This is a genomic window from Caballeronia sp. ATUFL_F1_KS39 (genome assembly GCF_023630985.1).
Taxonomy (GTDB): Bacteria; Pseudomonadota; Gammaproteobacteria; order Burkholderiales; family Burkholderiaceae; genus Caballeronia; species Caballeronia zhejiangensis.
Map to the genome: position 1 here is coordinate 57,740 of NZ_JALQDZ010000040.1, position 19,708 is coordinate 77,447.

The 19,708-nt window shown below is 62.4% G+C and carries 17 protein-coding genes; 9 read left to right on the plus strand and 8 right to left on the minus strand.

The window, feature by feature from the left end; all coding sequences use genetic code 11:
- Positions 1–25 precede the first annotated feature (25 nt).
- Together NCR93_RS20500 and NCR93_RS20505 are read right to left on the minus strand one after the other, a co-directional pair.
- Positions 26–1,366, minus strand: a complete 1,341-nt coding sequence (locus NCR93_RS20500) for a TAXI family TRAP transporter solute-binding subunit (protein WP_250524216.1) — start codon at positions 1,364–1,366, stop codon at positions 26–28.
- 171 nt (positions 1,367–1,537) lie between these two features.
- Complete coding sequence (locus NCR93_RS20505) at positions 1,538–2,557, minus strand: hypothetical protein (protein ID WP_308196632.1); 1,020 nt, start codon at positions 2,555–2,557, stop codon at positions 1,538–1,540.
- A gap of 334 nt (positions 2,558–2,891) precedes the next feature.
- Here NCR93_RS20505 and NCR93_RS20510 point away from each other — a divergent pair, with 334 nt between their 5' ends.
- The gene (locus NCR93_RS20510; protein ID WP_175980662.1) at positions 2,892–3,845 is read left to right on the plus strand and encodes a D-2-hydroxyacid dehydrogenase family protein; all 954 of its coding nucleotides are present in this window, start codon (positions 2,892–2,894) and stop codon (positions 3,843–3,845) included.
- Position 3,846: 1 nt separating this feature from the next.
- Here NCR93_RS20510 and NCR93_RS20515 read toward each other — a convergent pair whose 3' ends face one another.
- Both NCR93_RS20515 and NCR93_RS20520 read right to left on the minus strand, forming a co-directional pair.
- Positions 3,847–4,401 (minus strand): TetR/AcrR family transcriptional regulator, encoded by a 555-nt coding sequence (locus tag NCR93_RS20515; protein WP_008347818.1) that lies wholly within the window; start codon positions 4,399–4,401, stop codon positions 3,847–3,849.
- Between the two features lie 63 nt (positions 4,402–4,464).
- Positions 4,465–4,890: a hypothetical protein gene (locus tag NCR93_RS20520; protein WP_175980664.1), complete on the minus strand. Its 426-nt coding sequence runs from the start codon at positions 4,888–4,890 to the stop codon at positions 4,465–4,467.
- A 145-nt stretch (positions 4,891–5,035) separates the two neighbouring features.
- Here NCR93_RS20520 and NCR93_RS20525 point away from each other — a divergent pair, with 145 nt between their 5' ends.
- Positions 5,036–6,145: a peptidyl-alpha-hydroxyglycine alpha-amidating lyase family protein gene (locus NCR93_RS20525; protein ID WP_249798741.1), complete on the plus strand. Its 1,110-nt coding sequence runs from the start codon at positions 5,036–5,038 to the stop codon at positions 6,143–6,145.
- A gap of 5 nt (positions 6,146–6,150) precedes the next feature.
- Here NCR93_RS20525 and NCR93_RS20530 read toward each other — a convergent pair whose 3' ends face one another.
- Together NCR93_RS20530 and NCR93_RS20535 are read right to left on the minus strand one after the other, a co-directional pair.
- Complete coding sequence (locus tag NCR93_RS20530) at positions 6,151–8,121, minus strand: MFS transporter (RefSeq protein ID WP_175980668.1); 1,971 nt, start codon at positions 8,119–8,121, stop codon at positions 6,151–6,153.
- A gap of 193 nt (positions 8,122–8,314) precedes the next feature.
- A complete protein-coding gene (locus tag NCR93_RS20535; protein ID WP_175980670.1) occupies positions 8,315–9,238 on the minus strand; it encodes a DNA-3-methyladenine glycosylase family protein in 924 nt (307 codons plus the stop codon).
- 160 nt (positions 9,239–9,398) lie between these two features.
- Here NCR93_RS20535 and NCR93_RS20540 point away from each other — a divergent pair, with 160 nt between their 5' ends.
- Positions 9,399–9,566, plus strand: a complete 168-nt coding sequence (locus NCR93_RS20540) for a hypothetical protein (protein WP_167561845.1) — start codon at positions 9,399–9,401, stop codon at positions 9,564–9,566.
- 12 nt (positions 9,567–9,578) lie between these two features.
- Here the strand turns inward: NCR93_RS20540 and NCR93_RS20545 are convergent, their stop codons facing one another.
- Both NCR93_RS20545 and NCR93_RS20550 read right to left on the minus strand, forming a co-directional pair.
- Entirely contained in the window at positions 9,579–9,941 is a 363-nt protein-coding gene (locus NCR93_RS20545) for a hypothetical protein (protein WP_175980672.1), read from the minus strand.
- A 78-nt stretch (positions 9,942–10,019) separates the two neighbouring features.
- Positions 10,020–10,775, minus strand: coding sequence for a GntR family transcriptional regulator (locus NCR93_RS20550; RefSeq protein ID WP_034470980.1), 756 nt, complete (start codon positions 10,773–10,775; stop codon positions 10,020–10,022).
- A gap of 164 nt (positions 10,776–10,939) precedes the next feature.
- Between NCR93_RS20550 and NCR93_RS20555 the strand changes: the two genes are divergently transcribed.
- From NCR93_RS20555 to NCR93_RS20580, 6 genes are all read left to right on the plus strand, one after another.
- Positions 10,940–12,160, plus strand: coding sequence for a pyridoxal-phosphate-dependent aminotransferase family protein (locus NCR93_RS20555; RefSeq protein WP_008347825.1), 1,221 nt, complete (start codon positions 10,940–10,942; stop codon positions 12,158–12,160).
- The gene (locus NCR93_RS20560; RefSeq protein ID WP_175980674.1) at positions 12,157–12,921 is read left to right on the plus strand and encodes a 2-keto-4-pentenoate hydratase; all 765 of its coding nucleotides are present in this window, start codon (positions 12,157–12,159) and stop codon (positions 12,919–12,921) included. Before NCR93_RS20555 ends, NCR93_RS20560 begins: the two co-directional genes overlap by 4 nt.
- 54 nt (positions 12,922–12,975) lie before the next feature.
- Entirely contained in the window at positions 12,976–16,014 is a 3,039-nt protein-coding gene (locus NCR93_RS20565; protein WP_175980676.1) for an FAD-binding and (Fe-S)-binding domain-containing protein, read from the plus strand.
- A 253-nt stretch (positions 16,015–16,267) separates the two neighbouring features.
- On the plus strand, positions 16,268–17,557 hold the full coding sequence (locus tag NCR93_RS20570) for an MFS transporter (RefSeq protein WP_008347831.1): 1,290 nt from the start codon (positions 16,268–16,270) through the stop codon (positions 17,555–17,557).
- A gap of 65 nt (positions 17,558–17,622) precedes the next feature.
- Complete coding sequence (locus NCR93_RS20575; protein ID WP_175980678.1) at positions 17,623–18,432, plus strand: enoyl-CoA hydratase/isomerase family protein; 810 nt, start codon at positions 17,623–17,625, stop codon at positions 18,430–18,432.
- Between the two features lies 1 nt (position 18,433).
- Entirely contained in the window at positions 18,434–19,672 is a 1,239-nt protein-coding gene (locus NCR93_RS20580; protein ID WP_175980680.1) for a CaiB/BaiF CoA transferase family protein, read from the plus strand.
- Positions 19,673–19,708 lie beyond the last annotated feature (36 nt).

The window sequence follows — 19,708 nt, forward strand, 5'->3', positions numbered from 1 at the left end:
CGTGACCTCAATTATGGAGTCCGTACTATGCCATGTTCTTTTCCTTCCGCGAATTTTCGTTCAAACGCGCGCGCACGAAGCTGACATGCTCGCGCAGCACATAGAGTGCATCGGCGTAGGCGAGCGGCAGCTTGAGCGTATCGAGAGATTCCTCGATGTAATCGAGTTCGATGACGAGCGCCCGCCGTTCGTCTTCGCTGGTGACGCGCATCGCGCCGCGTTCCACCGCGATCAGCGCACCGTAATAGCGATAGATGCGCGAGCGCACGCGCCAGCGATACAGCGCGGGCACGAGCCGCAGCGCAGGAAAGATGAGCACGGCGACCGGGAGCAACAGCACAAGGGCGCGGTCCGCGATATTCGCGAGCCAGAACGGCAGCGTGCGATAGAGGAAGCTCTTGCCCGAGCGGTAATAGCGGCTCGCGTCTTCGCTGATCGGATACTCATGCGCGACGGAACTCGGAAATTGCCCCGCGCGTTGCAGCAGACCGGCAGAGCCGTGCACTTCCTGCGCGGCTTCGATGAGCAAGTCCGATAGCGCCGGATGCAGGCTTGGCCGCGCGACGAGTTCGACCGTGGGGCTGATCAGATGCACGGTCTCCGGCGGGATGCGGCGGCCGAGATCGAGCACACCGGGCGGCAATTCGATATCGTCGAGATAGGGAAAAAGACGCGTATAGGCGCCCGATTCCTTGAAGTCCATCACCGAGATGCCGGGCACGCGCAAGAGGCGCAACATCAGGCCGCGCGTTGCGGAATCGCCGGAGAGAAACACTGCGTCGGCCTCGTTGCTGACGAGTTGCGTCGCGGCTTGCAGGCCGTCGCTCGGAAGAAGCTGCGTGTCGCCGCCAGGATAGATGCCGTTCGCTTCCAGCAGCTTGAGCGACAGCGTGCGCGTGCCGCTGCCTTCGCGGCCTATCGCGATGCGCTTGCCTTCCAGTTGCGAGAGGAGGGTGAGACCCTTGCCTCGATAGAACACGACAAGCGGCACATACGACACGCTGCCGAGCGACATCAGTTGCGATGCCTGTTCCTTCGTCGCGATCCCGCCTTGCACGAGCGCGAGGTCGACGTGCTGCTTCGGATCGAGCAAGCGTTCGAGATTTTGCACGGAGCCATCCGAAGGCAGCACGTTCAGCGTGATGCCGTTACGCGCGAGCAGTTTCGCGTATTCCTGCGAGATGACGTAGAACGAGCTGTCGGGTTGACCCGCACTCATCGTGATGGTTTTGGGCGGCGCCGGATCGACGAGCCAGTAGACGAGCGCGACGACGATCGCAATGACCAGCAAGACAGGACCGGCCGTCCATGTAATGTCATGCAGGACGCCTTTCGCATGATCGCGAGGCAGATGCGGGCGTTTCATGCGATGCCTCGTCATGAGCGTGCGTTCGTGACTGCTTGCGTGACTGGAAAGACATCGAGCATGTCGTGCCTGTGTCGGAAGCGGCGTTGCTTCGCAGTGTAACGCGCGGCGCGGTCAAAACGACAAGGCCGGCTCGCATGCGGCCGGCCTTCGCTTTCAATCGATCCTCGATCAAGCCCAGTGTGCGGGAATCCAGAACCTGCCGACCCAGTGGCCCGGAATCAGGACCGCGCGATGCGGGACCACGTAGACGGTCTTCGCGGGCGGCGCGACATACACCGTCCTGACTGGAGCCGGCGCGGGCGCGACGTACACGGTCTTGGCCGGTGGCGGAGCGACGACCACCGTCTTGGCGGGCGGCGGCGGAGGCGGCGTGACGACGACCGTCTTGGCGGGCGGCGGCGGAGGCGGCGTGACGACGACCGTCGACGAAGCCGGGGGCGGTGCGACCACCACGGTCGTCGCAGGCGGCGGGGGCGGCGGCACGATCACGGGCGCAGCGACGACGGTCGTTCCGGTGACGACCGGCGCCGTCGCGACCACCGTCGTGCTCGACGTCACCGTGCCGCCGCCGACTACCGTCGTGCTATGCGACCCGTTCGAGACCGTCGCGGTGCCCGACGTCGTGACCACGCCGGGCGCGACGCTCGTCGCGCTGCCTGAATGCGTGACGGTGCCGCCGTTGGCCGTGTTGACCGTGCCCGAGCGATTGCAGGTGTAGCCCGCGCAATTCGTCGATGCTGAGTGCGTCGACGTGTTGCCGTTCGGTCCCGTCACCGATCCCGATGACGAGTATTGGCCGGGCGCAGTACGCGTCACGGTATCGCTGCCGGTGGCGGTCTTGCCATTCGGGCCGGTCGCGCTGCCGGTGTGCGAGCAACTGCCGCCGGCGCAGCTCGTGTCGCCCGCATGTTGCACCGAGCGGCCGTTCGGGCCGTATGCGGTGCCGGAGTTGGAGAACTGGCCCGGCGCGGTACGCGTAACGGTTCCGGAGTTGGTGCCGACGCGGCCCCATGGATTCTCGACGCCGCCCGCATGCGAGCAACTGCCGCCGCCGCACGAGCCGACGTGCGCGCCCTGGTATTCGCCGCGACCGGTGTAGGCCGTGCCGCCACGCGCCCAGCCCGCGAAGGCGGAGCTGCTGCACAGCGTAAGCGCGGCGGCCGCCGCGACGACGAGCAACTTGCGCACGCGGCGCTTGCTTGAAGGCGCGTCGGAGGCGAACGCAACGTGGGCGTTTGAAGCGAAAGTCGATCTGTTTTTCACGGGATGTCCTTCTCGGTTCTTTAGGCCACGTTGCGTTTCGAGTGGCGACGGAAGTGACTATAGAGAAACGGTCTTGCGAAGTCCCGCGGTAACTTGTTTCACGCCATGTCATGGCTGATGGCATCGTGCTATGCCTTATGACACGGGCTTTTGCAGCATTTCCAATAACTTTGCGAAGTGCGCGCGCAACACGATTTCGCGCATTGCGTCACACTTGCTGCTGCCGTCCGGCTTAATCGTCATAACAATCGAAATCATCATGGCCACATCTACTCCGATCAAAGTCGCCGTTCTCGACGATTATCAGAACATCGCGCTCTCGATGGCTGACTGGTCGCCGCTCGAGGCTCGCGCTGAAATTACCGTGTTCAACGATCACATCGCGGAGCGCGGCGCGTTGCTCGAACGTCTGCGCCCCTTCGATGTTGTCTGCGCGATGCGCGAACGCACGCCGTTCTCGCGCGACATCATCGAGAGCCTGCCTAACCTTAAGCTGATTGCATCGACGGGCGCGGCGAATGCATCGATCGATCTCGATGCCGCATCCGAACGCGGCGTCGAAGTGCGGCATACGGGCTATACGTCCACACCGACGATCGAATTCACGTGGGCGCTCATTCTCTCGATGATGCGCAACATCCCCGCCGAGAATCGCTCGCTCAAGGAGGGCGGCTGGCAGATTGCGCTCGGCACCGAACTCGCGGGCAAGACGCTCGGCTTGCTCGGTCTCGGTCGCGTAGGGTCGGCCGTCGGCGTGATCGGCCGCGCGTTTCGCATGAACGTGGTCGCGTGGAGCCAGAACCTCACACGTGAGCGCGCGGAAGAAAAGGGCGTGCAACTAGTGGACAAGGACACGCTCTTCAAGACCTCCGACGTGCTCTCGATTCATGTTCGCCTCAGCGAGCGCACGCATCATCTCGTCGGTGCACGGGAATTTGCGCAGATGAAGCCGACGAGCCGCATCGTCAACACGTCGCGCGGACCGATCGTCGATAGCGCCGCGCTCGTCGATGCGTTGAAGTCGGGCAAGCTCGCGGGCGCGGCAATCGACGTCTACGATGAAGAGCCGCTCGCTGCGAACGACGTGCTGCGTTCACTGCCGAACGTGCTCGCGACGCCGCATATCGGCTATGTGGCGGAAGAGTTGTATCGCACGTTTTATGGCGATACGGTGCGCAATATCGTCGAATGGCTCGATGCGCGTCAGGGTTGAATCACGACGCGCCCGATTTGTCGGATGGCAGAAGCGAGAACAACGTTTCGATAGCGGCGCTCGCGCGGCGCTTGCCATCCGCGCGGCCCATCGCGAGATCGATGACCGCAAGCCCGACGACAAGCGCATGCACCATCGACACATGTTCTTTCGTGACGGCGAGACCCATTGCTTCGAGCATGCGCGTGATGCGTACCGCGACGCCTTCCGCGAGCTCGCGAAAGAGGCTGCGAATGGTTGGCTCTTCGTCGGCGGCTTGCGCGAGCGCCATCAATACGCGCGTGTTTTCGTGGCGCATCGCGACATTGGCGATCGATGCAGCTGTGATCTTGGGCGATGCTTCGCCCGCGAAGGCATCGACGGCGGCGAGCTGGCCATCGATGGCCGTACGCGCGACAGCTTCGATCAACGCGAGGCGCGTGGGGAAATAATAAGTCAGATGACTCTGGCGCAGACCCGCGCGTGCAGCGACGCGCGGTTGCGTGAAGCCCGAATAACCTTCTTCGCGCAGAGTGGCAAGGGCGGCTTCGAGTATGGTCTGTCGACGATCCTGCACAGGGCGCGATCCACGTTTGGTTGAATTACCAAACCTTAGCGCGGGCGATGCACGGCGTCAACCTTATGAATTGTCATACGACGGTGGTTGCGGATTATGCGCGGGGTTCGTGTCGAACTTGCGGATATTGGTGATCGCAGCGCTCGCGAGCGATCGAAGATCGGCTTCGAGCGCATCGGCGAGTGCCTTGTCATAGACTTCGTCGCCATTCACGTAGAGCGTGAACGCTTCGAGATATTTCGCTTTTTTAGCCGGGTTTTCGATGGTTTCGCGTGTCCACCGATAAAGCGGATAGTGCTCGATGCCATCCCTTTCGGCCTGCGCGACGTAATCCACGAAGGCGTCGTACTGGCATTTCAGTTGAGCGTCGTGTTCGATCAGCAGCGCATTGATCGCCGCGAGCTTTTCGTTTGCCGGATCTCGACGCGCCAGCATCGCATACTCGGGCGCGAGACGGATTCGAACTTGATATTGCAAGGATTCAGTCATAACGCCCTTTTCATGTTGAAAGCTATTGATAACTTCGCGTGTGAATAATGCAGTTCATGCACTACACTTCCTCTCGCATCGCGAATCGAACAAGAGGAGAGTAACAGTGAGTCTTCGACATTCGATCTATTGCCCATGTTGCGACATGGCGCCGAACGCCGCAAGCCGCCGCCGCTTTCTTGCGCTCGCGGGTCAAAGCGCCGCCGCGCTCGCGCTCTTTCCGCATCTCGCATACGCCGATAACGACGTACCGTCCATCGCCTACGATTCGGTCCCCGACCCTGTACGCCTGCCTCGCGATATGTACTTCGGCGAATGCTCGGGCGTGGCGTTGAATTCGGCCGGGCATATCTTCGTGTTATCCCGCGGCAATAGCACGGGTCCCGCTTATGGCGCCGCCGCCGCGCAACTGCTCGAATTCGATCGCAATGGACGCTTCGTGCGCGAAATCGGCCATAACCTTTATGCCTGGTCGTTCGCCCATACTGTGAAAGTGGATCGGCAAGACAATGTCTGGGTAACGGACAAGGGCTCGGACATGATCATCAAGTTCACGCCTGAAGGCCGCGTCGCGATGGTGTTCGGTCGCAAGCAGGAAGCGTCGGACGAAGAGACTGCGCCGCTCAAGCATCCGAATCCGCCGCTGCCTTCGGAGCCGGGGCGTTTCCGGCAAGTCACCGACGTCGCGTGGGACGCATCGGGAAATACCTATATCAGCGACGGATACATCAACTCGCGCGTCGCGAAGGTCGACAAGGACGGCAACTGGCTCAAGTCGTGGGGCGAGCGCGGGAAGGAGCCGGGGCAATTCCATACGCCGCATAGCATTGCTGTCGATAGAAACGGGCTTGTCTATGTCGCCGATCGAAGCAACCGGCGCATTCAGGTATTCGACGACGAAGGCAATTTTCAGCGGCAATTCACGATCGATGTACCCGTGCCGCCCGATGCGCGTCCGGCTATCGGCAACATGCCCGACGAAGCGGCGATAGCAGCGGGAACATTTGCGCCGGGTTCACCTTGGGCCATTTGCATTTCGCCGGGGCCGAATCAAGTGCTGTATTCCGCCGATGCGTTTCCCGGCCGGATTTACAAGTTATCGCTCGACGGAAAATTGCTCGGCGTACTCGGACGATCCGGCAAGCAATTGAAGCAGTTCGGATGGATTCATGAAATGGCGTGTCCTTCAGAAGGCACTTTGTTCGTCGCGGAGTTGCTCAATTGGCGCGTGCAGAAGCTCCTACTGCATGGGTGATCGCATCACTGCTTCGAGGGCTTGGATCGCATCGACATAATGGGCTTGGGCTGCGCGTCGCATCGATCTTCGCGCCACGCGCGCAACGTATCGAGCGCGACGGAATTGCGCACATAGCGATGCCACACGAATGCGAGATCGAAGATCAGGATCGCGAGCCACCACGCATAGAGAAAGAAAGCGCCACCAAGCACGACGGGCCACAAGGGTTTGCCCGCGAGATCGCCCCATAGTCTGACGCCCACGATCAGCACCATCATCAACGTGCCGAGCGCGACGAGAATACGCCGTCCCCAATGCGGTTTGCGCGGCGCGAGCCAGCCGCTTATTGCGCAGACGAGGCCCGCAAGTACGAAGACCGCCTTGCCGACGACAGGATCGGCGCTATCGCGATGCAGGATATCGGCGAACGGGCTCGCGAGAAAAGCCGCCACGCCGCTCAACAGCACGAACCAGAAGATCAGCGCACCCGCGACGAACGACAGTAGCGCGACGATGCGCCAACGCAGCCATGCGGCCGTGCGATTTGTGCCTCGCGCCTTGACGAGACGCGGAAGGCGTGCGGCAACCGTCGTTCCCATCAAAAGGCAGGCGAGCGCGAACACCGAGCGCGTGAGATAGATGAATTCGGGCGCGGTGCTCGTGCCGCCCGCGCCCGAATCGGAAGTTGCGGTGACAGCTTTATAGATGAAGAACACCGCGAGCAGATGCAGCGCGAAGCTCAGAAGATAAGGAATTGCCGTGCTCACGATGCCGCGAAAATGCCTGTTTTGAGAGGTTTTCGCGGTGCTTCTGTCGAGCACGACGTTCTCGATGAAGTGGCCGAAGACATCGCCGTCGGTCCAGTAATCGGTGTGCGCTTTCCCCGGCAGCCAGTAGCGCGAAAAGCCAATGTCATGCACCGGCTCGAATTCGAATGCGAGACAACCATGACGACCGAGATAGGCGCGCGCCGTATCGAGTGCGAAGCCGACGGGATCGCCGAAGTCATAATAGTTGCGCCACCTGATGCGTGAAGGCAGCGTGATCGGACCGCCGGGACGCTCGATCTGCGTGACGGCATCGCCTTTGCGTTCGCTCTTTAGCGCCATGCCTTCCCATAGCTTCGGCCATAAAAGGATGTGCTTGTCGATCGGCGAGCCGATGGTCATGAAGCCACGCAGACTCTGCACCCAGTCAGTACCGATGATCTGCTTGCCGTCCTTCGGGTCGGTGACGGTCGGTCTCGATAGCGCCTGCAGGATGCCGAGAAAACTGATCACGGTCCCTTCGCTATGCGCGACGATATACACCTCGGGCGCACACTGACAACGCGCGGTGGCGAGCGCGACAAGCCGCTCCATCACACGATGAAAGCGAAAGACGATGGTCTCTCGATGCTGCCTGAAATCCGCGACGAGCTGCACGTCGCCGACATAATCGCGCAGCATCGGCGCGAGATCGAACTTGAAAATGCCGGCTTTCTCCGTCACCGCGAGCAGGCTTTGCATGACGGCCACCGTTTCGACGATCTCTTCGACGACGCCCGACGCGAGCGAAAAGTCCGCGGGTTCGAGCTTGCGTTCATCGACGTTGAGCATGTAGGTCGCTTGCGCGCGACTCACGATCGACAGTCCCCACGCCTTGCTCTCTTCGAGCGTGTCGTCCTGCTTCACGACTTCGCGCGGAATGTCGGCCCAATACACTTCCGCGAAACCGAGCGCCGAATAGAAGTCGCGTTGCTCCGCGGTATAGGGACCGCCCGGCGGCAGATCGAGCTGGCGCACGTCGACTTCGCCGACGCCCGCGATATCGAAGTAGCCGAGTGGCATCACGGGAAGCGGCGGGTCATAACGCGCGCCGAACTGGCTCGCGACCGAGCGCACCGTGTCACTGTGCAACTGATTGCCGATGCCGTGTATCGCGACGACGATCTTCTGCACGCGCGGCGCTGTCGGCAGTTCGGGCGCGGGCGTCGTTTGCGATGATGCGTCCATGAGCGTCTCCCGATGGCGGTTCGTCAGCGCTTTTCACGTACACGGCTTTGCGGCTTCGGCAGCGGCCCGGCCGCTCGAAGCAGATTAGTTCATTTTTTAGACAATAGTGCGAAATGATCGGCGCCGTGTTTGCACTTTGCATGCGTGATGCCGAATGCAGGATGCAACAGCGGTCGATTGCATGCCCGAGAGTTCAGCCGCCGTGTGCAAGTCCTGTTTCCATTGCCACGCCGTTCCACAGATGCATCGCCGCATACGCTCTCCAGGGCCGCCAGCGTTCGGTACGCGCGCGCTGCTGGGCGGGCTTCACAAGCGATGGGTCGCGGCGCGCGATCGCCTGCATCAGGACGAGATCGGCTTCGGGCCAGGCGTCGGGATCGCGCAGCGCACGCATCGCGACATAGCCGACGGTCCACGGGCCGATGCCTGGCATGGCGAGCATGTCGCGCTTCACGCGTTCGGGATCGGCGCCGGGTTCATCGAGAGGAAGCGCGCCGGTTGCGACCGCGTGCGCGAAACGCTGCACGGTCTCGATGCGCTTGGTCGGCATGCCGATCTTCTCCAGATCCGCTGCGGCGAGTTCGGCGGGCGTCGGAAAGCGCCACCCGATGCCCCCATGCGGATGGCCTTCGATCTTTTTGCCCGCGCGCTGCACGATGCGGTTCATGATCGTCGACGCGCCTTTGACGCTCACCTGCTGCCCGACGATGGTCCGCACCACAAGTTCGAAGCCGGACCACGCACCCGGCACGCGCAGGCCGGGCGCGACTTCGACGAGCGGGGCGAGCACCGGATCGCCGGCGAGACAGCGAGCGATTTCTTGCGGATCGGCGTGCAGATCGAACATGCGCGCGAGGGGCGCGGCGAGGTCGCCGGCGTGCTGCGCCACCGCACCCTCGACATTCACGACGAGCCGATGCCTGCGTTCATGCGGCCGGACTTCGACGGTGCCCTCGGCGCCTTGCCATTCGATCGCGCGCCGATACACGCCGTCCTCGACCGACTCGACGCCCGCCGACGCGCGACCGCCGATAAATTCCAGCATCCGCGTCCAGTCGAAAGGCCGCTTGAAGGGCAGCTCGAGCGTGGCGGTCGATGTGCTGATGGTCGAATGCATTTTGAATGCCGAATGCGCGATGGTCGAATGAATGCGAATGTTACTCCGGCGAACCGGATGCCCGTCGCGGCGCCAAGCTCATTCTTCGCTAACCCTCGGCGACGACAATGCCTCACATCGACAGCAGCTAGTCCATCTCAGCCAACCGAAGGAGCCGAACATGAACGCCATCTCGATCAGCATCGTCGCCATCGTCATCACCGCTGCGCTCGCGGCCATCGCGCCGGTCACGCACTTCACGCAGCGTGAGATCGCCGTGCTGAGCGCCCATGCCGCGAACACGCGCGCCGAAGTCCAAATCGGTTCGGGTAGCGGACTGACGGCGTGATCGATGCGCCGATCAGCGGCGCGTCGCCAGTTCCATCGTGCTCGCGTTGAGCATCTGTCTGAATTCGGGATCGTGGGAAAGAATCTGGCGCGCGCTCGTGAGCAGTTGCGGGCGACGCTCCCACTGATCGGAGCGCACGACGCAGCGCGCGAGCACATCGCCGTAGATCGCATCAAGCCCTTCGCGGTCGTGCGCCGTGGTGAGTCGGGCGATGCGGACTTTCTCGTCACGCGTGAGTCCGCGTGTTAGACAGTCGACGGTCTCGCGGTCCATTCCCGCTTGGGCAGTGTCGAAGTCCGTCGAGTGATAGAAAGTAGCGCCCGTGATGACGAACGCCGCGCCGAGTGCGATGCATGCCCCTCGAATCTTGGTCATCGTTTTCCCCGATGGTAGGCTCTGACGCCCTTCGCGCCATACCTTACCTTCCGCGAAATCACGCGACCGTTCTATTCGCTACCGCCCGTCCGGCGTCGGCTTGGCCGTTGAGCGCTTTCTCGATGGCGCCGGCTTCACCGTCGTCAACGTGCGCTCCGCGAGCACCGCATCGCGCTTGGAGAGCAAATGCTTGCGCAGGATCTCGCCCATGCGTCGGCCATCGCGCGTTTCGAGCGCTTCGATCATTTCTTCGTGATCGCGAATCGCGCTGTCCCACTTCGGTGTCTGGAAATTCGAACGAAAGCGCAATGCCATGAGACGCCGGTTGATCGATACGTAGGTCTGACGCAAGGCCGTATTGCGCGCCGCTTCGTTGATCTTGTCGTGGATGGCCTGGTTGCGGCTGTAGTAGCCAGAGAGATCGTTCTGCGCGCGGCACGCGAGCATCGCGTAATGCAGCGCCTTGATCTCGGCGATCTCCAGCGGCGTGATGCGCTCGCACGCGAGTTCGCCTGAGAACGCCTCCAGCCCGCTCATCAATTCGAACATCTCGCGAATTTCGAACTCGCTCATCTGCGATACCGACGCGCCCCGGTTCGGCGAAATCTCGATCAGTCCTTCGGCCGCGAGCACCTTCAACGCCTCGCGCAGCGGCGTGCGCGAAATGCCGAGCGTCTCACACAGCTTGCGCTCGTTGAGCTTGACGCCGGGAGCAAGCAAGCCTTCGACGATGAAGCCGCGCAAGTGATCGACGACGGTGTCGTGCAGACGCAGGCGCTCTAACTTCGGAAGCGAGGACGAAACGTGCACGTCTGGTAAATCGGGATTTTGCATTCAATACCTCGCAATCTATTTGCGGCAATTTTAACGCAGTGCCAGCGGAAAAAACCGCCAGCGGGTTATCCCTAGGCCGTTCGGTCTATGTATTCCTTTACCTGCGGTTGTCGCTGCGTTATTGTATTTTGCATGCAAAATTACATTTACAAGGACGCGGACCCATGTTGAAGCTCGATTTCCATCCTGCTGGCCGTCACTTCCTGCAGATCCCGGGGCCGAGCCCTGTGCCCGATCGCATCCTGCGCGCGATGAGCTATCCGACGATCGATCACCGCGGGCCGGAGTTCGGCGCGCTGGGTCTCAAGGTGCTCGATGGCATCAAGAAGATCTTCAAGACGAGCCAACCGGTGGTGATCTATCCGGCATCGGGCACGGGCGCATGGGAAGCGGCGCTTTGCAACACGCTCAGTTCCGGCGACACGGTGCTGATGTATGAGACGGGCCACTTCGCAACGCTATGGAAGAAGATGGCCGAGAGCCTCGGGCTGAAGCCGGAGTTTCTCGGTCTGCCCGGCATCGAAGGCTGGCGGCGCGGCGTACAGGCCGACATGATCGAGAAGCGTCTGCGTGACGACACGAATCACGCTATCAAGGCCGTCTGTGTCGTCCATAACGAAACGTCGACGGGCGTGACGTCGGATATCGCCGCCGTGCGACGCGCGATCGACGCCGCGAAGCATCCCGCGCTGTTGATGGTGGACACGATCTCGGGTTTGGCATCGGCTGACTATCGTCACGATGAATGGGGCGTCGACGTGACCGTTTCCGGTTCGCAGAAAGGTTTGATGCTGCCGCCGGGGATCAGCTTCAATGCGGTATCGGAGAAGGCGCGCGAGGCGTCGAAGCGCGCCACGTTGCCGCGCGCATTCTGGGATTGGACCGACATCATCGAGATGAACAAGCAAGGCTACTGGCCTTACACGCCGAACACGAACCTGCTCTACGGCCTCTCGGAAGCGCTCGACATGATCCTTGGCGAAGGGCTCGACAACGTGTTCGCGCGCCATCAACGGCTCGCGGCCGCGTGCCGCGCGGCGGTGAACGCGTGGGGACTGGAGATTCAATGCGCCGATCCCGCCGTGTATTCGCCGGTGCTGACGGGCGTGATGACACCCGAAGGCGTCGATGCCGATGCGGTGCGCAAGCTCATCTACGAGCATTTCGATCTGTCGCTCGGTACGGGGCTCGGCAAGGCGAAGGGCCGCATGTTCCGCATCGGTCACCTCGGCGATTGCAACGACCTCACGCTGATGGCCGCGCTCACCGGTTGCGAGATGGGACTGAAGCTCTCGGGTATCGCGTTGAAGGACAGCGGCGTGGCGGCGGCGATGGACTATCTGACGAGCCACGTCGCGAAGCCCGCGTTGAAGGCGGCCGCATGAGCGCCGCGTTCGACGCCGATGCGCTCGCGCGGCTTCTCGTCGACGCGCGCGCGCATCGGGCGAAGCTCGACGCGCTGCCCTTGGGCGCACGTCCGTCCGACGCCGACGATGCCTACACGGCGCAGGACGCGACGCTGCGTGCGCTGAACGCAGACATCGGCGGATGGAAGGTCGGCGCGAAGACGCACGACGGGCCGATCCAGGGTGCACCGCTTCCCGCCGATGGCATGCATAAAACCGGTGCGCGTCTCTCGATGCTCGCGTTCGGCAAGGCCGGTCTCGAACTCGAAGTGGCATTCAGGATCGGCCGGCGCTTCGAACCGAACAGCGGACCGTATAGCGATGAAGACGTGGTCGCTGCGATCGAGTCCGTGCATGCGGCCATCGAAGTGGTCGCGAGCCGTTTCGCCGCGTGGCCCGATGTCGAAAAGCCGTGGCAACTCGCCGATTTGCAGAATCACGGCGCGTTGATCGTGGGCGAGGGCGTGCCTTACGACGCGGCGTTCCCGTTCGTATCGCCCGCGATGGCGTTCACGTTCGACGGCGCGTCGCTTTTCGACGGCGTTCCGGCGAATCCTGCGGGCGACCCGCGGCGCCTGCTCGCGTGGACGGTCAATCACAGCGTGGCGCGCGGGCTCGCGGTCGAACGCGGGACCGTGCTCACGGCGGGTTCTTACACCGGCATCGCGTTTCCGGATGTGCCCGGCACGGCCATCGGCGCGATCGAAGGCTTGCCCGCCGTCGAATTGCATTTCGCATAACGCATTCATAAGGCCAGGAACCGCAAGGCACTCCGGCACTCACCGACAGCGACGATGCTCAATTCCCCCACAGACCGGCTCGTCAAGCCGATTCATCTGATGCCCGCTTCCGCGCGTGCGCGGGTCGCGTCAACGGCGACACCGCTGCAGGCGCGATTGCAGCGCGAGCTGAAAGGCGATGTGTTGTTCGATCGCGCATCGCGCGGACGCTATGCGACCGATGCGTCGATCTATCAGATCGTGCCGCTCGGCGTCGTCGTGCCGAAGGATCAGGACGACTTGCGCGTTGCGTTGCAGATTGCCCGCGACAGCCGCGCGAGCGTGCTGGCGCGCGGCGCAGGCACGAGCCAATGCGGGCAGACAGTGGGCGAAGCGCTCGTCATCGACACGACGAAGTGGCTCAACAACATCATTCACTTCGACAAGGACGCGCGCACGGTCACGGTCGAACCGGGCGTCGTGCTCGATCACCTGAATGCGTGGCTCAGGCCGCATGGCCTCTGGTTTCCGGTGGACGTATCGACGAGCGCGCAATGCACGATCGGCGGCATGGCGGGCAACAACTCGTGCGGCTCGCGATCGATGGAATACGGGATCATGGTGCATAACGTCGACGCGATCGACGCGATCCTCGCCGACGGTCACGAAGCGCGCTTCGGCAAGCTGTCGTCGATGACGACCGATGCACGCACGCGCGATCTCGTCGATGGCGTGCGGGGCATCGCCATGCGCGAGCAACAGGAGATGCGCGAACGCATCCCGAAGGTGCTGCGACGCGTCGCGGGTTACAACCTCGATCTCTTCGATTGTCAGAGCCCGCTTGCATTCACCAACGACGGCGAGCCGAATCTTGCAAACCTTCTGGTCGGCTCCGAAGGCACGCTCGCGTTCAGCCGTCAACTGACATTGACGCTCGCGCCGTTGCCCGCGCACAAAACGCTCGGCGTCGTGAACTTCCCGAGCTTCTACGATGCGATGGACATGACGCAGCACATCGTGAAGCTGGGGCCGGTGGCGGTCGAGTTGGTCGATCGCACGATGATCAACCTCGCGATGTCGAATCCGGCGTTTCGTCCCGTCATCGCAAAGGCTTTGGTCGGCGAGCCGGAAGCGATTCTGCTCGTCGAGTTCGCGGGCGCGGATCGCGATACGCAAGTAGCAAAGCTTGCGCAGCTCGTCGCGTTGATGAGCGATCTCGGCTTGCCGGGATCGGTCGTGCAAATGCCCGATGCGGGGCCGCAGAAGGCCCTGTGGGAAGTGCGCAAGGCCGGTCTCAACATCATGATGAGCATGAAGGGCGATGGCAAGCCGGTGTCCTTCATCGAAGACTGCGCGGTGCCGCTCGAACATCTCGCCGAATACACCAGCCGATTGACCGATGTATTCAGGAAGCACGGAACCGAAGGAACGTGGTACGCGCATGCGAGCGTCGGCACGCTGCATGTGAGGCCGATCCTCGACATGCGCCGCGACGGGGCCATCAAGATGCGCGCGATCGCCGAAGAAGCCGCGGCGATGGTGCGCGAATACAAGGGCGCGTTCTCGGGTGAGCACGGCGATGGTCTGTGCCGCGGCGAATGGGTGGCGTGGCAATACGGCCCGCGCATCAACGAGGCATTTCGCGAGATCAAGCGGCTCTTCGATCCGGAGAACCGGCTGAGCCCTGATCGCATCGTGGCGCCGCCGAAGATGGATGATGCGCGCAACTTCCGCTTTCCGCCTTCTTATCGCGAGCGTGGATTGACCCCTCGTCTCGACTGGTCGGCATGGAACGTCACCCGCGATCCATTGACGGGCGAGCACGGCGTGCCGGGATCGGGCGGCGATCTGTCGGGCGGGCTCGCGAAAGCGGTCGAGATGTGCAACAACAACGGCCATTGCCGCAAGTTCGATGCAGGCACGATGTGCCCGAGCTATCGCATCACGAAGGACGAGCAGCATCTCACGCGCGGCCGTGCGAACACGTTGCGGCTCGCATTGTCGGGACAATTGGGCGATGACGGCCTCGCGAGTCAGGATGTGAAGGACGTGCTCGATCTATGCGTCTCGTGCAAGGGTTGCAAGCGCGATTGCCCGACCGGTGTCGACATGGCGCGCATCAAGATCGAGGCACGCGCCGCATGGACGCAGCGTCATGGCGTTCGATTGCGTGAGCGCCTGATTGCGTTCCTGCCGCGCTATGCGCCGTATGCGAGCCGCATGCCTGCGCTGTCGCATGTTTTCGAATCGAACATGCCGGGCGTGGCGCGCTGGCTGAAGTCGAAACTCGGTCTCGCGCGGCAACGTGCGTTTCCACGTTTCGAAAAACCGTTTCTCGCGAATGCAACGGACAAACCGGTTGCGTCTGCAACTAACGAAGTCCTGCTCTTCGTCGACACGTTCAACAACTACATCGAACCCGAGAACGCGCGCGCAGCCAAGCGCGTGCTCGAAGCGGCAGGCTATGCGGTTCATCTGAACGTGAAGGCGGGCGAGCGGCCGCTCTGTTGCGGGCGCACGTTTCTTTCCGCCGGTCTCGTCGATGAAGCGAAGGTCGAAGCACGCCGCGCGCTCGACGCACTCATGCCTTATGTCGAGCGCGGCGTGATGATCGTCGGCCTGGAGCCTTCATGTCTGCTCTCGCTGCGTGACGAGTTTCTCGGGTACGGCTATGGCGATGCCGCGCGCAAGCTGTCGCAAGCGTCGTTTCTGTTCGAGGAATTTCTCGTGCGCGAAGAAGCGGAAGGGCGATTGCAACCGAAGCTCAAACCGCTCGGTCGATCCAAGGCTCTGTTGCACGGACATTGTCACCAGAAGGCATTCGATGCCGTGCGTCCCATCGAGAAAGTGCTCGGCTGGATTCCGGGGCTCGATGTGAGAACGATCGAATCATCATGCTGCGGCATGGCGGGCAGCTTCGGATATGAAGCGGAACATTACGACGCATCGCAGGCGATGGCGGAGTTGTCGCTGCTGCCGGCTGTTCGCGCCGCACACGATGCGCTGATCGTGGCGGACGGCACCAGTTGCCGTCACCAGATCGCGGATGGTGCACAACGTGAGGCGCTTCATGTCGCGCGAGTTCTCGCCATGGCGCTCGATGCGAAGGATTGAAAAGAGCAGGACAAGCGTTTCATTCACCGAAGCAAAAAAAGCGGACATCGACGAGCCGCGATCAGGAGACGAACCATGACATCACCGCGCAAACCACGCATTCGCAAACTGCGCCGCAGAACGCAATAGGCAGGCTCATACCGAGCTGCAGTCCTCATCCGACGTATTCACGTGAAGTTCCGCATGCCGTGACATCGGGCGCCTTTCGACATTCGAAGGTGGCTCGCGCACGCACGCGGCCAACAAGGAGACGATGATGTTCCGTCGAGCCACGACGCGCGTTCTACTATTGCTATGCGCGATGTATTTCATCACCTATATCGACCGGGTCAATGTCAGCACGGCGGCGGCCCAGTTCGGCGCGGAGCTTGGCCTCTCGCACACGCAAGTCGGTTTCGTGTTTTCCGCCTTTGCGTATCCGTATCTCGTGTTTCAGATCATCGGCGGATGGGTCGGCGACCGGTTCGGACCGCGGCGAACGCTCACGCTATGCGCGATCATCTGGGCGGGAGCCACCGTCCTCTCCGGTCTCGCGGGCGGCTTCGTGTCGCTGATCGTGGCTCGCGTGCTGCTCGGCCTCGGTGAGGGCGCGACCTTTCCGACCGCGACGCGCGCAATGTCGAACTGGATGCCCGCCGATCAGCGTGGTTTTGCACAAGGCATTACGCATGCAGCATCACGCATCGGCAATGCAGTGGCGCCGCCGCTCATCGTCTGGCTGATGGTCGCGACGAGCTGGCGCGGCGCGTTCATCATCACCGGCGTCATCAGTTTCCTTTGGGCGCTCGCATGGGTCTTCTATTTCCGCGATAACCCACGCGATCATCCGCGCATCACGGAAACAGAATGCGCGACGCTCGCGACGTATTCGGGTGTGAAGCAACGCACGCCTGTGCCGTGGCGCACGCTGCTCGGCCGCATGGCGCCCGTCACGGCCGTGTATTTCTGCTATGGCTGGGTCCTGTGGCTCTTTCTCGGCTGGATTCCGCAATACTTTCTGCACAGCTATCACATGCAGCTCGGCAAATCGGCGCTGTTTGCCTCGGGCGTGTTCTTCGCTGGCGTACTCGGCGACTGGCTCGGCGGCTCGCTCACCGATCGCATCCTGAGAAAGAGCGGCAACGTGCGGCTTGCGCGCAACGTGATGGTCGGCGTGTGCATGCTGCTGACGCTGCTCTCGCTCGCGCCGATCATGCTGATCTCCAATATCTCCATCACGCTCGCGGCGGTGTGCCTCTCGGCCGGCTTCTTCTTCAACGAAATGACGATCGGCCCGATGTGGTCCGTGCCCATGGATATCGCGCCCAAGCATTCGGGTACCGCGGCCGGCATCATGAATTCCGGTTCGGCGCTTGCGGCGATCATCAGCCCGGTCGTGGGCGGCTGGCTGATCGACCGCACAGGCAACTGGAACCTGCCGTTCACCGTGTCGATGATCCTGATGGCGGCCGGCATCGTCCTTTCGTTCATGATGCGCCCGGACCGTGCTCTGGAAGTCGAGGAGGAAAAGAGCGACGCGGCAGACACCCGCAAGTTCGTCTGACTCTGCGCACGCGGCGGTTCGGTGCATTTTGCATGCATTGAACCGCATCGAATAATGCATTCAGCATGCAGCATTCAATTCTTGGAGGCGACGTGGCGGAACCATCCATCCTGATCGAGCGTGACGGCGATATCGCGACAGTCGTGATCGACCGGCCCGAGAAGCTCAACGCAATGACCAAGCACTTGTGGCGCTCGCTCGGAGAGACCATCGAGATGCTTTCCGGCGACGACACGCTGCGCTGCATCGTGCTGCGCGGCGCGGGCGAGAAAGCGTTCTCGCCGGGCAACGACATCGCGGAGTTCCGCACGGATCGCTCGAACGTCGAACAGGCGCGTACGTACGGCGCGATCATGCATCGCACTTTGCATGCATTACGCGAGTGCCGGCATCCTATCGTCGCGATGATTCATGGCATCTGCGTCGGCGGCGGTCTCGAAATCGCGGCGATGTCCGATCTGCGCATTTGCGGCGAATCGAGCCGCTTCGGCGTCCCCATCAAGAATCTCGGCCTCGTGATGGCGCATGCGGAAATGGAAGGGCTCGTGCGTCTTGCGGGGCCTGCCGTCGCGCTCGAGATTCTTCTCGAAGGACGCATCTTCGATGCAAAGGAAGCGCTTGCAAAAGGACTCGTCACGCGTGTCGTCGCGGATGGGGAAGTGACGGCGCACGCGTATGAAACCGCGCGGCGCATCGCGGACGGCGCACCGCTCGTCGCGCGCTGGCACAAGCAGTTCGTGCGCCGCGTGATGGAGCCTCAGCCGCTTACCGACGAAGAGCGCGATGAAGGCTTCGCATGCTTCGGCACTGAGGATTTTCACATCGGCTATCAGGCCTTCCTCGACAAGATCAAACCGCAATTCAAGGGACGTTGACATGGCAGACACGAAATCGACAGTAGCGCCCGGCGCGGGACCGCTTGCGGGGATGCGCGTGATCGAACTCGCGCACATCATGTCGGGGCCCATCTGCGGGATGATGCTCGCGGACATGGGTGCCGATGTCATCAAAGTGGAGAAGATCCCCGGCGGCGACGATTGCCGTCGTTTCGCACCCATTCTTGCGAGCGGCGAATCCGCGTCGTTCATGATCGTGAACCGCAACAAGCGCGGCATCGCCCTCAATCTCAAGACCGAGGGCGGCAAGGAAGTGCTGAGGAAGATGCTCGCGAGCGCGGACGTCGTGACGGAGAACTATCGGCGCGGCACGATGGAAAAGCTCGGCATGGGCTACGAAACGCTGAAGGCCGTGAATCCGGGACTCATCTACTGCGCGATATCGGGCTATGGGCGCAGCGGGCCGATGGCCGACAAGGGCGGCTTCGATCTCATCGCGCAAGGGCTGAGCGGTTTGATGAGCATGACGGGCGAGCCGGGGCAGGCGCCGATCAAGGCGGGCTCGCCCGTCACCGACATCAACGCGGGCATCCTTGCGGCGCTCGGCATCAGTGCGGCTTATGCGCGCAAGCAGGCGACCGGTCTCGGGCAGATGGTCGATACGTCGCTCTTCGAAGCCGGCCTGCAGCAGATGTACTGGGCCTTCGCCAACTACTTCGCCGATGGCACCGTCCTGCCTAAAGCCGGCTCGGCCAACCCCACGAGCGCGCCGTATCAGGCGTTTCGCACGCGCGACGGCTGGGTGAACATCGGCGCGGCGAACCAGAGCAACTACGAGCGTCTCGTCGGCGTGTTGAATATTCCGGGACTCGCTGAGGACGAGCGCTTCCAGACCAACGCGGGACGTCTGAAGCATCGCGAGGCGCTCGTCGATATCCTGACGGCGCGTCTCATCGAACGCACGACCGACGAGTGGCTCGTTTCCTTCGATGCCATCGGATTGCCGAGCGGCGCGGTGTTGGGCGTGCCGGAAGCGTCGTCGCACGAGCAGGCCATGGCGCGCGGGATGATCGTCGAAACGGAGCATCCGCTTGCCGGCCCGATGCGCGGCATCGGCTTGCCGATTCACTTCTCCGAAGGCTGCACGAAGGCTTCGCGTCCCGCGCCGCTGCTCGGTCAGCACACCGGCGAAGTGCTCGACGAATACGGTTTCGACGAGGCGCGCATTCAGGCGCTCAAGGACGAAGGCGCGATTCTGGAAACGGAGGTTCCCGCGTGAAAGCGACGGGCGAGCAAATGGTTTTATGCATTCATC